Source organism: Phaeobacter sp. B1627 (assembly GCF_006265095.1).
Classification (GTDB): Bacteria; Pseudomonadota; Alphaproteobacteria; order Rhodobacterales; family Rhodobacteraceae; genus Epibacterium.
This window is the reverse complement of sequence record NZ_VCNK01000001.1, coordinates 218,817-235,709: the sequence shown is the minus strand read 5'-3', so window position 1 is coordinate 235,709 and position 16,893 is coordinate 218,817. Positions and strand designations below refer to the sequence as shown.

Annotated in this window: 17 protein-coding genes; 7 read left to right on the top strand and 10 right to left on the bottom strand. The window is 60.9% G+C overall.

All coding sequences use genetic code 11. The features are described 5' to 3' along the window. Nucleotides 1-66 precede the first annotated feature (66 nt). Both FGE21_RS01025 and FGE21_RS01020 read left to right on the top strand, forming a co-directional pair. A complete protein-coding gene (locus FGE21_RS01025) occupies nt 67-843 on the top strand; it encodes a folate-binding protein YgfZ (RefSeq protein ID WP_139660904.1) in 777 nt (258 codons plus the stop codon). A 144-nt stretch (nt 844-987) separates the two neighbouring features. Continuing rightward, nucleotides 988-1,548 (top strand): hypothetical protein, encoded by a 561-nt coding sequence (locus FGE21_RS01020; RefSeq protein ID WP_255731202.1) that lies wholly within the window; start codon nt 988-990, stop codon nt 1,546-1,548. A 313-nt stretch (nt 1,549-1,861) separates the two neighbouring features. Here the strand turns inward: FGE21_RS01020 and efp are convergent, their stop codons facing one another. Next, nucleotides 1,862-2,425: an elongation factor P gene (gene efp, locus FGE21_RS01015; RefSeq protein WP_139660901.1), complete on the bottom strand. Its 564-nt coding sequence runs from the start codon at nt 2,423-2,425 to the stop codon at nt 1,862-1,864. A 227-nt stretch (nt 2,426-2,652) separates the two neighbouring features. On the opposite strand from efp, the gene FGE21_RS01010 reads away from it, so the two are divergent. Beyond that, nucleotides 2,653-2,970: a DUF6280 family protein gene (locus FGE21_RS01010; protein ID WP_068242366.1), complete on the top strand. Its 318-nt coding sequence runs from the start codon at nt 2,653-2,655 to the stop codon at nt 2,968-2,970. A 244-nt stretch (nt 2,971-3,214) separates the two neighbouring features. Beyond that, nucleotides 3,215-4,669, top strand: a complete 1,455-nt coding sequence (locus FGE21_RS01005; RefSeq protein WP_139660899.1) for a cobyric acid synthase — start codon at nt 3,215-3,217, stop codon at nt 4,667-4,669. Nucleotides 4,670-4,907: 238 nt separating this feature from the next. Here the strand turns inward: FGE21_RS01005 and FGE21_RS01000 are convergent, their stop codons facing one another. The 4 genes from FGE21_RS01000 to FGE21_RS00985 form a co-directional block, all read right to left on the bottom strand. After that, nucleotides 4,908-5,582: a hypothetical protein gene (locus tag FGE21_RS01000; RefSeq protein ID WP_139660898.1), complete on the bottom strand. Its 675-nt coding sequence runs from the start codon at nt 5,580-5,582 to the stop codon at nt 4,908-4,910. Nucleotides 5,583-6,197: 615 nt separating this feature from the next. Next, nucleotides 6,198-7,619 (bottom strand): TolC family outer membrane protein, encoded by a 1,422-nt coding sequence (locus tag FGE21_RS00995; protein WP_139660896.1) that lies wholly within the window; start codon nt 7,617-7,619, stop codon nt 6,198-6,200. A 144-nt stretch (nt 7,620-7,763) separates the two neighbouring features. Further along, the gene (locus FGE21_RS00990; RefSeq protein WP_139660894.1) at nt 7,764-8,417 is read right to left on the bottom strand and encodes a protein-L-isoaspartate O-methyltransferase; all 654 of its coding nucleotides are present in this window, start codon (nt 8,415-8,417) and stop codon (nt 7,764-7,766) included. A 325-nt stretch (nt 8,418-8,742) separates the two neighbouring features. After that, nucleotides 8,743-9,003 carry a conjugal transfer protein TraR gene (locus FGE21_RS00985; protein WP_139660892.1) on the bottom strand — a complete coding sequence of 87 codons (261 nt, stop codon included), beginning with the start codon at nt 9,001-9,003 and terminating at the stop codon, nt 8,743-8,745. Between the two features lie 416 nt (nt 9,004-9,419). Between FGE21_RS00985 and FGE21_RS00980 the strand changes: the two genes are divergently transcribed. Next, complete coding sequence (locus FGE21_RS00980; RefSeq protein WP_139660891.1) at nt 9,420-9,557, top strand: entericidin A/B family lipoprotein; 138 nt, start codon at nt 9,420-9,422, stop codon at nt 9,555-9,557. A 632-nt stretch (nt 9,558-10,189) separates the two neighbouring features. On the opposite strand, the gene lepA is transcribed toward FGE21_RS00980, so the two are convergent. Next, the gene (gene lepA, locus FGE21_RS00975; protein ID WP_139660889.1) at nt 10,190-11,989 is read right to left on the bottom strand and encodes a translation elongation factor 4; all 1,800 of its coding nucleotides are present in this window, start codon (nt 11,987-11,989) and stop codon (nt 10,190-10,192) included. Between the two features lie 202 nt (nt 11,990-12,191). Here lepA and FGE21_RS00970 point away from each other — a divergent pair, with 202 nt between their 5' ends. Together FGE21_RS00970 and FGE21_RS00965 are read left to right on the top strand one after the other, a co-directional pair. Next, on the top strand, nt 12,192-12,506 hold the full coding sequence (locus tag FGE21_RS00970; RefSeq protein WP_255731199.1) for a hypothetical protein: 315 nt from the start codon (nt 12,192-12,194) through the stop codon (nt 12,504-12,506). A gap of 267 nt (nt 12,507-12,773) precedes the next feature. Continuing rightward, nucleotides 12,774-13,739, top strand: a complete 966-nt coding sequence (locus tag FGE21_RS00965) for a LysR family transcriptional regulator (RefSeq protein WP_139660887.1) — start codon at nt 12,774-12,776, stop codon at nt 13,737-13,739. 279 nt (nt 13,740-14,018) lie between these two features. On the opposite strand, the gene FGE21_RS00960 is transcribed toward FGE21_RS00965, so the two are convergent. From FGE21_RS00960 to meaB, 4 genes are all read right to left on the bottom strand, one after another. Further along, the gene (locus FGE21_RS00960; protein WP_139660886.1) at nt 14,019-14,534 is read right to left on the bottom strand and encodes a copper chaperone PCu(A)C; all 516 of its coding nucleotides are present in this window, start codon (nt 14,532-14,534) and stop codon (nt 14,019-14,021) included. A 72-nt stretch (nt 14,535-14,606) separates the two neighbouring features. After that, nucleotides 14,607-14,951, bottom strand: coding sequence for a hypothetical protein (locus tag FGE21_RS00955; RefSeq protein WP_139660884.1), 345 nt, complete (start codon nt 14,949-14,951; stop codon nt 14,607-14,609). Between the two features lie 272 nt (nt 14,952-15,223). Beyond that, nucleotides 15,224-15,514: a 50S ribosomal protein L28 gene (gene rpmB / locus FGE21_RS00950; RefSeq protein ID WP_139660882.1), complete on the bottom strand. Its 291-nt coding sequence runs from the start codon at nt 15,512-15,514 to the stop codon at nt 15,224-15,226. A 315-nt stretch (nt 15,515-15,829) separates the two neighbouring features. Further along, on the bottom strand, nt 15,830-16,804 hold the full coding sequence (gene meaB, locus FGE21_RS00945) for a methylmalonyl Co-A mutase-associated GTPase MeaB (RefSeq protein WP_139660881.1): 975 nt from the start codon (nt 16,802-16,804) through the stop codon (nt 15,830-15,832). Nucleotides 16,805-16,893: the final 89 nt, after the last annotated feature.

Genomic DNA, 16,893 nt, shown 5'->3' with positions numbered 1-16,893 from the left:
GCCCGGAGTCACATCTTGGTCACATCTTGGGTCCGACACCCTGTCCGATCCGAAAGGGAGAGCAAAATGTCCGACCGCCGCATCCTTCGCCTCAGTGGCCCCGACAGTCACACGTTTCTGCAGGGCTTGGTCACGAATGATGTCAAAAAGCTGGATCAAGGTCTCGTCTACGCTGCCCTTCTGACGCCGCAGGGAAAATATCTGGCGGATTTCTTTCTGGTTCCCTGCGCGGACAGCGACGCGGTGCTGCTGGATGTCGCGGAGGACCTCGGGGATGGGGTGCAGAAACGGCTCTCCATGTACCGTCTGCGGGCCGATGTCACGATCGAGGCCACCGGCCTTAAGCTGCGTCGGGGCACGGGTGCGCCACCGGAGGGGGCCTTTGCCGATCCGCGCCACGCGGCGCTCGGTTGGCGGCTCTATGGCGATGAGTCTGGCGATGACGGAAGCGACTGGGACGCCATACGCGTGGCCCATTGCATCCCGGAAACAGGGGTGGAATTGACGCCCGACAGCTACATCCTCGAGGCGGGCTTTGAACGGCTCCATGGGGTGGATTTCCGCAAGGGCTGCTATGTCGGTCAGGAAGTGACCGCCCGGATGAAGCACAAGACAGAGCTCCGCAAAGGGCTGCAGCAGGTCAAAATCGACGGCCCCACAGAGGACGGTCACACAGAGGACGGTCACACAGAGGTCGGGGCCGAGATCACGGCAAATGGCAAGGCGGCAGGCACGCTGTACACCCAGTCCGGTGGAGCGGCGATTGCCTATCTGCGCTACGATCGGGCAAAAGGCCCGATGAAGGCCGGAGCGGCGACCGTGACATGGCCAAATCCCGGCTAGGCGGCTGTCTGTGCCTTTGTGCTGCGAGGGGGCGACCGGCGTTGTGACCTGTCCTCTGATAGCGATTTGTTCAAGCCTCAGCGCTAGTGTCTGCATATTCGCCCGAATCTGGGCAGAATGAGTTCGGACACGAGGGATAGATTCATGATTTTGCGCGCAATGGCATTTGCCGCCATTCTGGCCCTGACCGGTTTTCAGGCCGGAGCAGATGAATATTGGGAATACGGCGATTGGCGGGTCAATATTTCCGACCAGAGAACCGACGGTGGCTATCGGCGGTATTGCCGCGCCAGCACCGGCGGCGATGGCATGCCGGTGATTTGGCTGGAAATCAGTGACGGGGACGCAGGCCCCCCGCATGACTACCCCGCCCCCACCTACGCCACATCCGCCCCGCGCGGCTATCGCACGCAGATTGGCAATGCGCAGGGGGTGGCCTTCGTGTTTGATCAGCAGGGTGTGTTCTTTGGCGTTGCCGATGGCGGGATCGACAGCGAGGGCATCGCCTGGGCCAACGCCAGCCCGCGGTGGCAGGACGTCAGAAATATGCTGCTGTGGATGCGGGTTGCTGACCATATGGAAGTGCGGGGGCTCGACGCGTTTCATGCCAGTACCCAGGTCTATGTCGCCTCCATGCGCGGCTTCACGGCGTCCTACGGCAAAATGATGGACAGCTGCGGCCATTCGATCGAAATCCCCCGGTAGCGTCGCCATCCGCCTGCAACACCCTGGGCCTGCCGGATCACATGACACATGACGCCCGGCCTCGCCTGAGCGGGGGGCTCCCGCCCGTCTTCGAGGCCGTTCCGGCCACTCATCCCGTTGGGCCGAGCGCCGCTGACGCGGCGTGCGCCCGCGTAGCCGCTACCCTGCCAGACAGAGCAGCGGCAGGAACATGCGGCGGCCTGGTGGCCCATTTGTCACCGGAGGGGGCGGGTTTTGACAAGATAACCCCGGCACCGAAGTGTCGGGGTCTGGAAAAGATACCCTACAGCGGGGCTGTATACGCGGGTCCGGATCAGGCGCGCTCGGAATATTCCATGGTCTCGGTATTCACCACGATCATCTCATCCTGTCCGACAAAGGGCGGCACCATGACCTTCACCCCATTGTCGAGGATGGCGGGCTTGAAGGAATTCGCAGCCGTCTGCCCCTTCACCACCGGTTCGGTCTCCACGATCTTGCAGGTGACCTTCTGGGGGACCGTCGCGTTCAGCGCCTCGGCATCATAGAATTCGACGACAATCGTCATCCCGTCCTGAAGGAACGGCCGCCGGTCACCGAGCAGATCCGCCGGCAGCTCGATCTGCTCATAGGTTTCGGTATCCATGAACACTAACATGCCGTCGCTCTCATAGAGGAACTGCTGATCCTTCTGCTCCAGGCGCACACGTTCGACCTTGTCGGCAGAGCGAAAGCGTTCGTTCAGCTTGGAGCCGTTTCGCAAATTCCGCATCTCGACCTGCGCAAAGGCACCGCCCTTGCCGGGTTTCACATGGTCGACCTTGACCGCGGCCCAAAGTCCGTCGTTGTGCTCCAGAACGTTACCGGGGCGGATCTCATTGCCATTGATCTTGGGCATGCAAAACTCTTTCGGGTGGTTGATGACAGCTTGAACACCCCTATATCCTTCGTAGGAAAGGCTGGCAAGATGACGATATGTCGTGTTTCAAGGCAGGTGTGACCACGAAATAGGCATGCACAAGATGCATAAATGATATGCATCAAAGGGCTACCCGAATCGTCACAGTTCCGTCATAAGGAGCGCCACGCCGAAATTGCAATAGCAAGAACAACAAAGGAAACGAGATGCGAGATTTCGTTGACGGCACCGCGTACAATAACGAGCAGGGCAACCGGGCCCGCAAACTTTTTGCGGCCGTGGTACTGGCTGCATTGGATGACGCCATTGCTGATGACAAGAAATACGGGAATGGTCCCGAACAGATTGCCCGCTGGGCACGGTCGCGCGACGGGCGCGAAGTGCTGTCCTGCGCGGGGATCGATCCGAATGAACGTGTGGTCGAAGGCCTGATGGGCTTTGTCGGCCGCGGTGTGCGGACGTCCGTCGCGCTGTCGCGCGAAGAAAGCGAACGCCGGACCGCTGCGCAGGCCGAGGCGGCCTGAGCGCATTAATCAAGCTGCCAAGCTGACAAAAGAAAAACGCGTCCTGGGGGGCGCGTTTTTCTGTTTTGGCCTGCGATTTTTCCATGTTGGCCCAGCTTCTTTCTGATTTCACCTACCTGCGGACGTGTTTGACCCAAGCCCCCGGCCCGCTCCCGCTCCGCCAGAGATCGTTTGCGCGATTGACCTTGGCCTCTGAGCGCTGCAACTGTCGCGCAATATCCAGCAGGCAGCGGAAGGAACAGCCATGGCGGCAAGAGCGATCATGATCCAAGGCACCGGCAGCAATGTCGGAAAATCGATGATCGTAGCCGGCCTTGCGCGGGCTTTGCTCAGGCGTGGCCTGTCCGTCGCGCCGTTCAAACCGCAGAACATGTCCAACAACGCTGCCGTCACCGCCGATGGCGGCGAGATCGGTCGCGCCCAGGCGCTACAGGCGCGGGCCGCAGGCCTCGCCCCTCACACCGACATGAACCCCGTCCTGCTCAAGCCGGAAACCGACACAGGCGCCCAGATCATCGTACAGGGCAAGCGCCGCGGCACCCGCGCGGCCGGATCCTTCATGCGCGACAAAGCCGGGCTTCTCGACGCTGTGCTGGAGAGTTTTCACAGGCTGGCAGCACAATACGACATCATCCTGATCGAAGGAGCAGGCTCCCCCGCCGAGACCAATCTTCGCCACGGCGACATTGCGAATATGGGGTTTGCCGAAGCAGCCGATGTCCCGGTCATTCTGATCGGCGACATCCACCGGGGCGGTGTCATCGCCCAGATCGTGGGCACCCATACGGTTTTGGATGCGGCTGACCGCGCCCGCATCCGGGGCTTCGCCGTCAATAGATTTCGCGGCGACCTGAGCCTCTTTGACAACGGCCGCGACGATATTGCGGCCCGGACCGGCTGGCCTTCGCTCGGTGTGATCCCGTGGTTCTGGGAGGCCTGGAAGCTGCCGGCGGAGGATATGATGGATATTGCCTCCCGCCCAGGCGGTGCGTGCAAAATTGTGGTGCCGCAACTGGAGCGCATGGCCAATTTCGACGATCTCGACCCGCTGGCGGCAGAGCCGGAGGTCTCGGTCGAGATCGTGCCTCCCGGACGCGCCCTGCCCGGCGATGCGGATCTCATCCTGATCCCCGGATCAAAATCCACCATTGGCGATCTGGCCTATCTGCGGGCCCAGGGTTGGGACATCGATATCCTCGCCCATCACCGACGGGGCGGTCACATTCTTGGCCTGTGTGGCGGCTATCAGATGCTCGGAAAAACCATCGATGACCCCAAAGGTGTCGACGGACGCCCGGGCAAGGTCGAGGGCTTGGGGCTGCTCGACGTTCATACCGTCATGGGCGGCGACAAGCGTGTCACACTGAGTTCTGCGCGCACGATACAGGGTGATCTGCCGGTGGACGGCTACGAAATCCACATGGGGCAGACCACCGGCCCCGACTGCGCAGGTGCCTGGCTTACATTGGAGGGCCGCGACGAAGGCGCCGTCTCGGCGGACGGCCGGGTGCGCGGTTCATACCTCCATGGGCTTTTCACATCGGACGCCTTTCGCGCTGGTTTTCTGGCGGAGCTTGGGCACAAGGCCTCGGCGCAGTATGGCGCGGGCGTTGACGACACCCTCGACGCATTGGCCGATCACCTGGAACGCTACCTGGATATCGACCGCCTGCTGCAACTGGCCGAACCGCTCGCATAGGTCACAGGTCGCGTAGGCTCCGCCGCAGGTGTCAGGGCATCCGCGACCAGATCAGAAGCCGGGCGCAACTGGCAGCGGGCCTGCCCGCTGCCCGGCCCAACCGCAGGGCGGGCTTTCTGTGGAAAGCACGGCTCGTGGGCGGGAGAACACCCGGTGCGGATTGCAATCTATCAGTCGGAAAAACGGCGCAATTCCCATATCTTCGCCCGAAAGCACAGGGATATAGACGCAGCTGAGGTCAGATCAGATCCTGCGCGGCAAGTGCCCGTTGGATTTCGCGCCGCACCAGCTTGCGCACATTTCGGGTGATCCGCTCCCCCAGAGGCCCCTGCAGCTCCTCCCGGACAATATCTGCCACCAGATCCCGCAGGCTGTCCTCGTCGAGGAACCCATCCTCTGCGTCCAGTGCCTCAAGGGCAACATCTTCCGCCGCCTCTTGCGCGAGGGCCTGCGCATTTTCCAGCGTCTGGTCATCCTCTGCCACGGTTGCCGCAGCGCTGTCGCCAGCCGATACATGATCTTCCCACTGGATGGTCTCGACCGCAGGCCCGCTCGGCGGAACCGCTTCGATCTCATCCTCGTTCATCTCCGGCACCTTGGGCCCGACCGCTGGGTCAGCGCGCTGGCTCGCCTCGGCCCGTTCCGCCGTTTCCAGCTCGGCAATTCTACGCACGACAGCTGCCACACGGGACAGGCGTTCACGCGGTGCTTGTGCCTCTTCTTCTGCCTCCACAGTCGCCGCAGCGGAGACCGCCTGATCCCGGTCTTGCTGCGCGGCGTCGGCCTGAGCCGCCGCGGCGTCGGATTGCGCGGCATCATAGAGCCGCGCATTGGGGTCGCGCCACGGGGCCTCATCCGAGGCAATCCGATCTTCGTTGACCTCCAGCGGTTCGGGCGAGATCTGCCTCTCCACCGATTCAGACTGTTCTGGGGCGGACTGTGTCGGGGATGACTTTACTGAGGCGTGCAAATCATGAATTGTGGCAGCCTGCGGAGCATCCCTGCCCCGCGATCCGTGCGAAATCCGGGCATCAGACGCTGGCGACGTTTCAGGCACCAAGGGGGTCGTATCATCAGCGGCCGGGCTGCTGGCCAGGTCGTTTTCCGACGCCCCCGCAGGCCTCTTTGCCATCAAAGTCCGTGGCTTGCTTTGCGCTATAGACTCCGCAGCCTCCCCGGAGTTCTGCACAGAATTCTGCACAGAATCGAGCGGCCCTACCGCAGCTGCACGGGCTGCAGCAGCAGTCAGGTCTTTCTCTGGGGGCTCTGCCGTTTCGGAGATATCCTCCTGCGCCGGGACCCGCAGGGCCGGTGTCAGCACCAGGCGAGAGCTGGCGGAAGGCGAGGCTTTGGCCGCGCCGGTTTCGCCGTCAGACCGCCCTGTCTCACTCACGAGACGACGGATCGACGACAGGACGTCTTCGATTTCTGCATGTGTAACGGGTTCAGACATTTTTTATGGCCAAGCTCACCTCTTGCGGCAAGCTTAGCCAGCTTGCACCATTCACACAACAGTAACCTAGGATTATCAGTTCTTTCCCAGTGCCTTGAGCACACGATCCAGATCCTGACCCCGTTTGGTCACGAAGGCAGGGGCAGACCGTACCTGATTGTAATAGATTTCAGGGTCGTAGCGTTCGACCGCCAGATTGAGGTTCTCAGCCGTCAACAGCCCCTGCGCCTGCAGCAGATCATAGGCCGCCAGCGCCTGAGTTGCCCGCGCCTGCAGGCGTGCGGTCTGTGCGTCCAGCAGTTCTTGTTCGGCCTGCAAGACGTCCAATGTGGTCCGGGACCCCAGGGTTGCCTCTTCGCGGACCCCATCAAAAGCGACCTGCGCGGCCCGTACCCGTTCGTTCGACGACACCAGGCTCGCAGCCGAGGTCTCGAAGGCGGTATAGGCGCTTGCGGTGTTGCTGGTGATACTGCGCTGTGTGGACAACAAGGCCCCCCGTTCGGCATCGAGCCGCGCCAAGTCAATCCGACGGGCCGCCGCAAGCGCGCCGCCCGCATAAATGGTCTGGGACAATGTCAGGCCCAGATCAAAGTTGTCGCTCTCCGCATTGCTGCCGTGCACATCGCCATGCGATGCGCTGGCAGAAAAGCTGACCGAAGGCCCCATGTCCCGCAGCGCGCTATCAGCCGTCAACTGAGCCGCTTTGACCGCATGCTGCTGGGCCCGCAGGCTCGGATGACCGCGCAGCGCAAGTGCTTGAGCCGCATCAAGGTTTGCCGACCGGCGTGGCAGCGGTGGGTAGGCATTGACAGCACCGGGGGCGCGTCCGACCACTTCTTCATAGGTCGCCCGCGCCGCGAGCAGATCGCCCTGTGCGTCGGTCAGATTAGCACGTGCCTCGGCCACCTGGCTTTCGGCCAGCGCCACGTCCGTGCGGGTGACTTCCCCCACTTCGAACCGGTCGTTCGCGGCGCGCAGCTCTTCCTGCAGAAGACGCAGGTTATTCTGCCGCAAGGCCACCGTGTCCTGCTGTGTCAGCACGTTGACATAGGCCTGGACCGCGGCGAACAGAACCTGCTGCTCCACATCGAGCAGGGTCTGGCGGGTGGCCAGAACGGTCTCCTGTGCCGCCTTGGTATCCAGTTGAGTTGCCCCGTTGTCAAACAGGAGCCAGTTGAGGCTGAGGCTGACAGAAGCACCGGTACTATGGCTGGATCGTGCACCGGCGGCATCTAGGCCAGTCCGGTTGTAGTCCCGCGCAATCGACAGGGCGGTCGAGACAACAGGCCGCAACCCCGCCACGGAAACCGCGACTCCCTCGTCCGCCACCCGCAGCAGCGCCCGGTTCTGTTCCAGCAGCCCGCTTGAATTATACGCCCCGATCATCGCGTCGGTCACATTATCGGCCCGAACCAAGGACGCGTTAACCGCAGCAGCGGTCAGAACGCCAAGCGCCGCAAAAGCCTTGATCCGTTTCGAAATTAGTTGTCCTCGCATACTGTCGCCTCAGTCTGTTTGGGGTCTTCGGACCCATTTTACGGTGTCATTGCGACTGACATATGTGAATGTCACATGAAGTTGAAAAGGGGCAGCCTTGAATTACCACTCAAAAACACGGGCACACGACACTTTCGGAGGCAGCTAGAGCGCGAATTCAGCCGCTTTGGCAAAACCAGGCAACACCGGCGCGCCTGCATTGAATTCAAAACGCCAGGAGATTCGATCACCGCTCTTGTAGCCGATCCTGACCTCTCCCAATGCGCCGGACATGAACAACGCCGCGATCCGGCCGCCGTCCTTGAGCTGCGCCAGAAGGCCCTCAGGCACAACTTCAACTGCCCCTTCGATGATGATCACATCATATGGGCCGTGCTCGGCCGCCCCGTCCACCAGCGGCCCCTGATGCACGATGGCATTGTCGGCATTGCTGTCGGACAGCGACTGCTGTGCATCTGATGCGAATGTCTCGTCCTCTTCGACGCCGATCACCATCTGCGCCAGTCGCGCAATGACCGAGGTCGAGTAGCCCAGACCGCAGGCCACGTCCAGCACCAGCTCGTCCGCGCGGACATCCAGCGCATCCAGCATCTTGGCCAGCGTGCGCGGCTCGGGCACAACCCGATCCTGCCCCAACGAGACGCATTGATCGGCATATGCCACTTCGGCCTGAGAGTCGGGCACGAAATTCTCGCGCGGGACAGCCAGAAGCGCTTCGATAATCGGGTATTTGGTCACATCAGCCGGTCGGATCTGGGTGTCTACCATCATTCGGCGGCGCTCGGAGAAATCAGTCATCTGCTAAACTCTATATGTTCAGGCATTTGCACGCGGTTCTGCCACATTGTGCCCGGCACGGCAACGCCCCCTTTGATGCAATGCCACGCAATGTGCCCCTGGCGCACCTGTGAAATGCCGCTCTCCCTGCAGCCACCGTCGATTTATCGCTGGGATATCGCCACCTCTGCTGCGCCGGGCGGCACATGGTCACGCTGCCTCACCCGGAGACGCGCTGAGCCGCCCGATCGCTTGGACTCCCTGGTCTCGCCCACCCTGAACTTGGGCTCCCTGGACCCGGGCTATCTGAACTTGCCCCCGACCTCACGCTGTCAGGCAGAGCCTGTCATCCAAAGCAGGATTCGCAGAACGGGGTCTCCGGATGGGCAATCAGATGATCGGCGGAAATATCCGCTCCACAGATCCGGCAATAGCTATATTCGCCTGTCTCCAGCCGGTCGAGCGCCGTCAGGATCGCGCCGAGACGTGTCCCCCGGTTGGTCGCAGACCCCTCCGTCAATGCTGCAATCCCCTGCCCGGCAAGGACCCCTGCGGACAGCGCGCTGAGACGTGTCTCAAGACGTTCCCTTTGAAGGACATAATCCATGTGCAACCTCCCGTAGCACTCCAGTAGCATTCCAATCGTCGTGTGGGTGTTTTCCCGGGCATTCTGCCCTGCGACGCGGGTCTGTTTCCAGGGCCCCGACCCGGGCCCTATATGGCCCGGCTTTTCGGCCAGCATGTCGCCCGGCTTTTCGGCCTCTGGCGTGCTGGTACAACGCCCTGACCTTTCACTCCTGTCTTTCGCGACCAACCGGTCCCGCGCCACCAACCCACATAAATGCTACCTCACTCATACAACCTTTGGGCGATAAAGCATCGCCAAAACGTCGCTGCGACCGCGAAATCACACCAGGGGATCTGTACTGATCCCGCTTGCCATTTTCCGGCCAATCAGAGATTTATGCGAACACGGAGCAGCTTCGGGTGCCCGACCGATCCCATAACGGAGAAACACCGCCCATGATCCGCCCGCTTCTTTTTGGATTAATGATCCTGAGTCTCGCAGCCTGTGAAACCACCAAGGGGGCGGGTCGCGACCTGCAACAGGCCGGACAAGCAATCTCCAACACGGCGCAGAACGTTCAGAACTCTCTCTGATCAAGGCTCCGCAGCAAGCGCCTCCCCCCCATTTCCCGCGAGAGATGACGCACAGGTGGGGTTTTCCGAATATTGGCAGCGCGGCGCGGGATGGCGGATTTTGTCCCCCGCCGAACCGCCCGGGCTATTCAAAGTCGCAAGGAGGACGGGGCCGGTCCTGTGAGCCTCTTTGCCAAAACGACAGCGGCCGCCTTACATTTCAAAACGCCAGATGTGGAGCGCGGCCCCCGCTCCGCCAGCGCGCGCGATTGTTCACCCCGCATTTTTTCTCAAATCCGCAGACCACCGGTGAGACCAGTTAAAAGATAGAAAAGCCGCCCGGCCACTCCGAATGCCTCACCGGACCCACCCAGGATCGTATTACCGCGTAGAATCCCCCCGCAGGACCGAATTGATGCGGACGCCCGCTCATTTCCGGTCAATTCGCGTCAAATCCCACTCATGCTCAATCTCATTCAGGGCCGATCTGATTCAGGGCCGATCTGATTCAGGCATGATCCCGCGAGCGGAGGAGAATTTCACTCCTGCTGCTCTCGACACGCCGCATCCCGACAATTCGACTCCCGAGGAAACGAAATAATCGTTTTTTTGATCAGATGATAAAACGAAGCCCGCTGATGCGGGCCTCCTACTTAATCATCCATTTTCAACGCCGAGATAAAGGCTTCTTGCGGGATCTCGACCCGGCCGAATTGGCGCATCTTCTTTTTACCCGCTTTCTGCTTGTCCAGCAGCTTGCGCTTTCGGGTTGCATCGCCACCGTAGCATTTGGCGGTCACATCCTTGCGCAATGCCGACAGCGTTTCCCGTGCGATCACCTTGCCACCAATGGCGGCCTGGATCGGGATCTTGAACATATGGCGCGGGATCAGATCCTTGAGCTTTTCGCACATCGCCCGGCCGCGCTGCTCTGCCCGGTCCCGGTGTACCATGGTCGAAAGCGCATCCACCGGTTCATCGTTCACCAGAACCGACATCTTGACCAGATTGTCCTCGCGGTAGCCAATCATCTGATAGTCAAAAGACGCATAGCCCTTGGTGACCGACTTCAACCGGTCATAAAAGTCAAAAACCACCTCGTTCAGCGGCAGATCGTACACAACCATGGCGCGAGACCCGGCATAGGACAGGTCCATCTGAATACCGCGGCGGTCCTGGCACAGCTTCAGCACATCGCCCAGATAGTCGTCCGGAACCAGGATGGTCGCCTTGATCCGAGGCTCTTCGAGGTGATCCACCTTTGACAGATCCGGCATGTCGGCCGGGTTGTGCAATTCCAGCATCTCCCCGTCTTTCATGAAGAGGTGATACACCACCGACGGGGCCGTCGTAATCAGGTCGATATTATATTCGCGCTCGATCCGGTCGCGGATCACTTCGAGATGCAAGAGCCCGAGGAAGCCGCAGCGGAAACCGAACCCCAGCGCCGCCGACGTCTCCATCTCGTAGGAGAAAGACGCATCGTTCAGGGCCAGTTTCTCGATCGCATCCCGCAGGTCCTCGAACTCGGAACTGTCGACCGGGAAGAGGCCACAGAAGACCACCGGCACAGAGGGCTTGAAGCCCGGCAGGGCTGTTTCGGCGCCTTTGCGTTCGTGGGTGATCGTGTCCCCCACCTTGGTGTCGCGCACCTGCTTGATCGACGCGGTGATGAAGCCGATTTCGCCCGGCCCCAATTCGTCGACCACCTGCATCGCGGGGCGAAACACGCCGATACGGTCGACACCGTAGCGCGCACCGGTCTGCATCATCTTGATTTGATCGTTCTTTTTCAGAACGCCGTCCATAATCCGCACCAGCACGATCACACCGAGATAGGCGTCATACCAGCTATCGACCAGCATCGCCCGAAGCGGGGCATCGCGTTCGCCGGTCGGCGCAGGCAGGCGTGTGACAATCGCTTCGAGCGTTTCCTTGATGCCGATGCCGGTCTTTGCCGAGACCCGGATCGCATCCGACGCATCGATGCCAATGACATCTTCGATCTGCTCGGCCACCCGGTCGCATTCCGATGCTGGCAGGTCGATCTTGTTCAGGACAGGAACGATTTCATGATCGGCGTCGATGGCCTGATACACGTTGGCCAGGGTCTGCGCCTCCACACCCTGCGTCGAGTCGACCACCAGCAGGGAGCCCTCAACCGCACGCATGGACCGCGACACCTCATAGGCAAAGTCGACGTGACCGGGCGTATCGATGAGGTTCAGCACATAGTGCTCACCATCGTCGGCTTCGTAGTCGATACGGACGGTGTTCGCCTTGATGGTGATGCCCCGCTCCCTCTCGATATCCATCGCGTCGAGCAATTGCTCTTTCATGTCGCGATCCTGCACCGTCCCTGTCGACTGGATCAGGCGGTCAGCAAGCGTGGATTTACCGTGGTCGATGTGAGCGACGATGGAGAAATTGCGGATCTTTGAGAGCTCTGTCATGCAAGCGCATATGATTGGGATTTTGCCTTTGGTCAAGGTGGATCATGCGCTTCGTGCTCTACAAAAGGCATCCCGGTGGTGACCCTGCGGCACAGCAGGGCCGACACCGGCCCCGAGCATTGAATTCACCCTTCGAAATATGGAATATGGGCGCCAAATCCGGCGCGGTTGCGCGTCTTGCAATATGGAGAGTGTTGGTCCCGTGTTTCGTTCATCTCGTGTTCTGTGCATCTGCGCCTGCCTCACCGCCGCGCTGACCTCCTCCATCGCCGAAGCCGGCACGATCGAGCGCGCCTGTCTCAGCTCCTCGCGCGGCGCGGCTCAGACGCGCCTCTGCCACTGTATCGGACAGGTTGCCGAGCAACGGCTGACCCGCTCGGAACAGCGCACAGTAGCCTCCTGGTTTGAAGATCCCCACCGCGCCCAGGAGGCCCGCCAGTCTGTCAGAAACCGGGACGAAGCGCTGTGGCGAAAATATCAGGTATTCGGCACCGATGCGGAGCGTATTTGCGGCTGAAATTGCGGCTGAAATTGCGGTGGGACCCGACCGAATCTAAATAGTTAATTTTTCGGGCATTCGCATAATTCCATTTTGGAAAGCCAAATTTGGCAGCCAAATTTTCCAGAATACGAATTTTCTCTTTTCAAACCAATAAAATAAAAATAAAGATCAAGTATTATTGTATGTTTGTGGGGAAACCCACATGGTTCCGAGTGCAACAACTCACCCCGGCATAAGTTTCATGTGACGGAGTTTGCAATTATAATTTTTTGGAGCCTATACATGCTTATGAAAGGCGTCACACTTCGGGGGCTCGAAGTATTTGAAGCATTGGCGAAATCCGGATCTGTCGCGCAGGCGGCATATATCACTGGCCTCAGCCAGCCTGCTGTAAGTCAACAACTTCGAAATCTTGAAAAAGCGCTCGGGTCTGATCTAGTCGATCACGGTCGCAGACCGATGGTTCTGACGGCTGCAGGGCGCAATTTTCTGACACGGACACAAGCGGTGCTGAGCGAACTGCGCTTGGCCCAGAGCGAATTGACGGTCATGGACCTGTCGCACCTCCCGGCCCTGTCTCTGGGGCTGATCGATGATTTCGACAACGATCTGACCCCCCGGCTGGCCACCATTCTTGCCGATAGCCTCACCAAATGCCGCTTCAAAATGGTCACCGCCTCCAGCCACGACATTTACCGGGGGATGGAAAATAAAGAGCTGCATATCGGAATTGCCGCCTCGACTGGCGAGTTGCGCAACACGGTGACCGAATATCCGCTGGTCGAGGATCCCTTCATACTTGTCGCGCCGCGCGGCTGCATTACCGATCCGGACGATATGGGCAACCAGCTGAACCACCTGCCGCTGCTGCGCTACGCCCGGGATCAACTGATCTCGCAACAGATCGAATCTCACCTCAACCGCAACAAGGTCGATTTTGACGACCGGTTTGAAATCGGGTCACATCTTGCCCTGATGGCAATGGTCGCGCGCCGGATCGGTTGGGCCATCACCACACCGCTCGGCTATATGCGGGCGCTGCGTTTCCATGATGATATCGACGTCTTTGCGCTGCCGTTCACCGGTTTCTCGCGGCGGATATCGCTTTTTTCCCAATCCGACTGGCCCGATACAGTCCCCGTAGAAGTCGCCGGAACCATGCGGCGTCTGGTGCAAAGTCAGATGATCACACCGGCCATCAACCGGCTGCCCTGGCTTGCCGGAGAATTGTGCGTGATCGACAGCTGACAGCCGGAATCTCGCGCCCCGAATCTCGCGCCAATTCATCTCGCAGCCAGTTTACGGTGCAGCCCCCCCCCGCGGCAGCCTCCAGCCCGTCGAGACAGCCATCAAAGTCCCATGTCTTGCAAGTCCTCCGTGCCCGGCCTTTGCGCATAGGAGGGGCCTCCGATATGATATTCCGACCTCCCGGCGCTGTCGGTCCTGAGGTCGGTCGACACAGAGGCCGCCAAAGCAAACAGCCCCACGATCCCGCAGGGCTGTGCAGTATTGAATTCCGTGGTCCCGTCAGTTGGAATGGCTGCTGTGATCCTCATGACCGTCGTGGGCGTCATGAGAGCCGTGGCCACCATGCGCCGCATCCGGTTGACGCTCCATATCGACGGGGATCTGAACGGCAACCTCTCCCGCTTTGTCAAAGACCAGCGTCACATTGACCATGTCGCCGTCCTTCAGTTCGCGGGTGAGGCCCATGAACATCACGTGATCGCCGCCCCGCTGCAGGAGGTGCGTTTCACCGGCCGCAATGGCAAAGCCCGCCTCCACATGCATCATCTTCATCACCCCATTGGCGTCTTCCTTGTGGGTGTGGAGCTGAACACGCTTGGCCACGTCGGACCGGACGTCGATCAGGCGGTCATCGACGCCTGTGTGGTTGATAATTTCCATGAAAGCCGCGCCCGCCATCTTGTTTGATGCGCGCGCATAGGCGTCCGCGACCATCATATGTGCCATTTCGGCCGAGGCGGACGTGGCAAGAGCAAGAGTGGTCACAGCGGACAGAACGAAGGATTTGAAAGACATCGGATGTCTCCTTGAGAAATGGGGAGTGTTGACCCGGCACAGAGGTGCCGTTCAGATCGAAAACCTGTGGGATCAAACCTGCGGCGGCGCGCGCGCGCGGGCCGAGCGCTCAGACGCGACGCACCACTGCGCGCGCGGAGCCGGGTATATCGCCTGCCGCAGGGCGCCACAGGGGGCTGGCGCTGCGGTTCGATCCTGAACCAGGTCAAGGAGATGGGTGATACAGTCCGGGCAGAAATGCGGTGGCCCCGTGGGGTTGCCGTCTTCGTCGACACGGACGCTGACCGGGCCACTGCCCGTGCACAGGACAACCTGCCCGGTTGCGTCCCGCGCAAACCGGCCGGCCAGGGCGCTGTGACCGGTGACCAGAATCGCTGCCGCAAGAATGAGGCCGATATAGCGTCGAAACAGGATCATCGCCGCCAGATATCACAGGAAGCGGCTCAGGCCTCAAGTCCCAAGCGATGGGGCCGGGGCAAAGTGTCGCTCTGTTTTCGTGAGGCCGGTTTCCTGAGGCCAGTTTCGCGCGGCTGGTTTCTTGAGGCTGGGCTTTGAACACGGACGGGTTTTATCTGGGGCCGAACCTAGGGCGTGGCCGACCTAGACAAAAGCTCAGCACGCAGACGCAAAGACCGCCAGGCGTTACACGCACGGCGGTCCAAAAGATCTTCAGGCAGGGCCGAAAGAGATCAGGCCTGTACGGCCTGCGCCTTGGCGATCTCTTTTTTGATTTTCAGAGCGCTGTCAGACAGTTCGTCGTCTTTGGCTTTCGCCAGGAAAGCATCCAGACCGCCACGGTGATCCACCGAACGCAGAGCCGCTGCGGAAATGCGCAGCTTCACGCCACGACCGAGTGTCTCGGACTGCAGGGTGACATCGTTCAGGTTCGGCAAAAACCGCCGTCTGGTTCTGTTTTTAGCGTGGCTGACATTGTTGCCAGTCATCGGGCCTTTTCCGGTCAGTTCGCAACGGCGCGACATGGTGTTATCCTTCGTATCTGCGGCGTCCCGATCCTCGCGGGGCCTGCCTGGCCCACTCGAATCAGTCGCCAAATTACAAGGGCGCTGCCATTGGCTGCGCCCGAAAACTGGTTGGATGCGTTTAGGAGGAATCATCGGGATGGTCAAGCCATATGCGACGCTTTTGTGGCGCGCTCGCCCATATTCCCATGACATCCCAGACCCATCTTCCACCGGCTGGCCCTGTCATACAGGATTTCCGTGCCGCAACCACAGGTTTTCCAAGCCCCCCATGGTCGCCAGTCACCGCCGAAGGGTCGGAACCTCAGCCGGCTTTCAGACCCCCAAACCGGCCAACAGGTCCCGGGCGGCGGCCTGCGGCGTCTGGCGCCCATCGGCCACAGCCGACGACAGTTCGGCCATCCGGGACCTGGCCCACGGGGTTTCCAACCGCGCCAGCAAGGCCTGACGCACCTCCTCGGCAAACCAATATTGCGCCTGCGCTGCCCGGTTGCGGTCCCAATGGCCACTCTCGCGCCGCCAGTTGGCGAGCGCCTGGATCTCCTCCCAACTCTGCTCCAGCCCGGCCTCCTCCAGCGCCGAAACAGTCAGCGCCTTGGGAAAGCCCTCGGGATCCTGCGGGCGCTTGCGCAACAGCCGCAGCGCCCCTGCGTAATCGGCGCAGGTCCGGGTCGCTGTCGCCTTCAGATCGCCATCGGCCTTGTTCACAAGAATCAGGTCCGCGATCTCCATGATGCCGCGCTTCACCCCCTGCAATTCATCCCCACCGGCAGGCGCCAGAAGCAACAGGAACAGGTCCGACAGCTCCGAGACCACGGTTTCCGACTGCCCCACCCCCACCGTCTCGATCAGAACCACGTCAAACCCCGCCGCCTCACAGAGCGCCACGGCATCCCGGGTTCGTCGTGCGACCCCCCCGAGATGGCTCTGGCTCGGGCTGGGCCGGATGAAGGCGCTGCGCTCCCGGCTCAGCCGCTCCATTCGTGTCTTGTCACCCAGAATGGAGCCGCCGGAGCGTGCGGAGCTTGGATCCACGGCCAGCACCGCCACCCGCAACCCTTTGGCAATCAGCATCATTCCGAAGGCCTCGATGAATGTGGACTTGCCGACGCCCGGTGTCCCGGACAGACCGATCCGCAGCGACTGACGGCCGCTGGCGGCAAGCCGGGACAACAGATCATCCGCCGCCACACGGTGATCGGCGCGCGCACTTTCCACGAGGGTGATCGCCCGCGCCAGCGCCCGACGGTCCGCGTTCAAGATCCGGTCACTCAGATGTGCAATGTCCATAGCGCGCCTTTTGTCCTGCTTGCGTCTTGATGGCGCAGGCAAGGCGCTTTTGTCCAGAGGCGCGGGTCGGAAACTCCGGCGCCATGGGT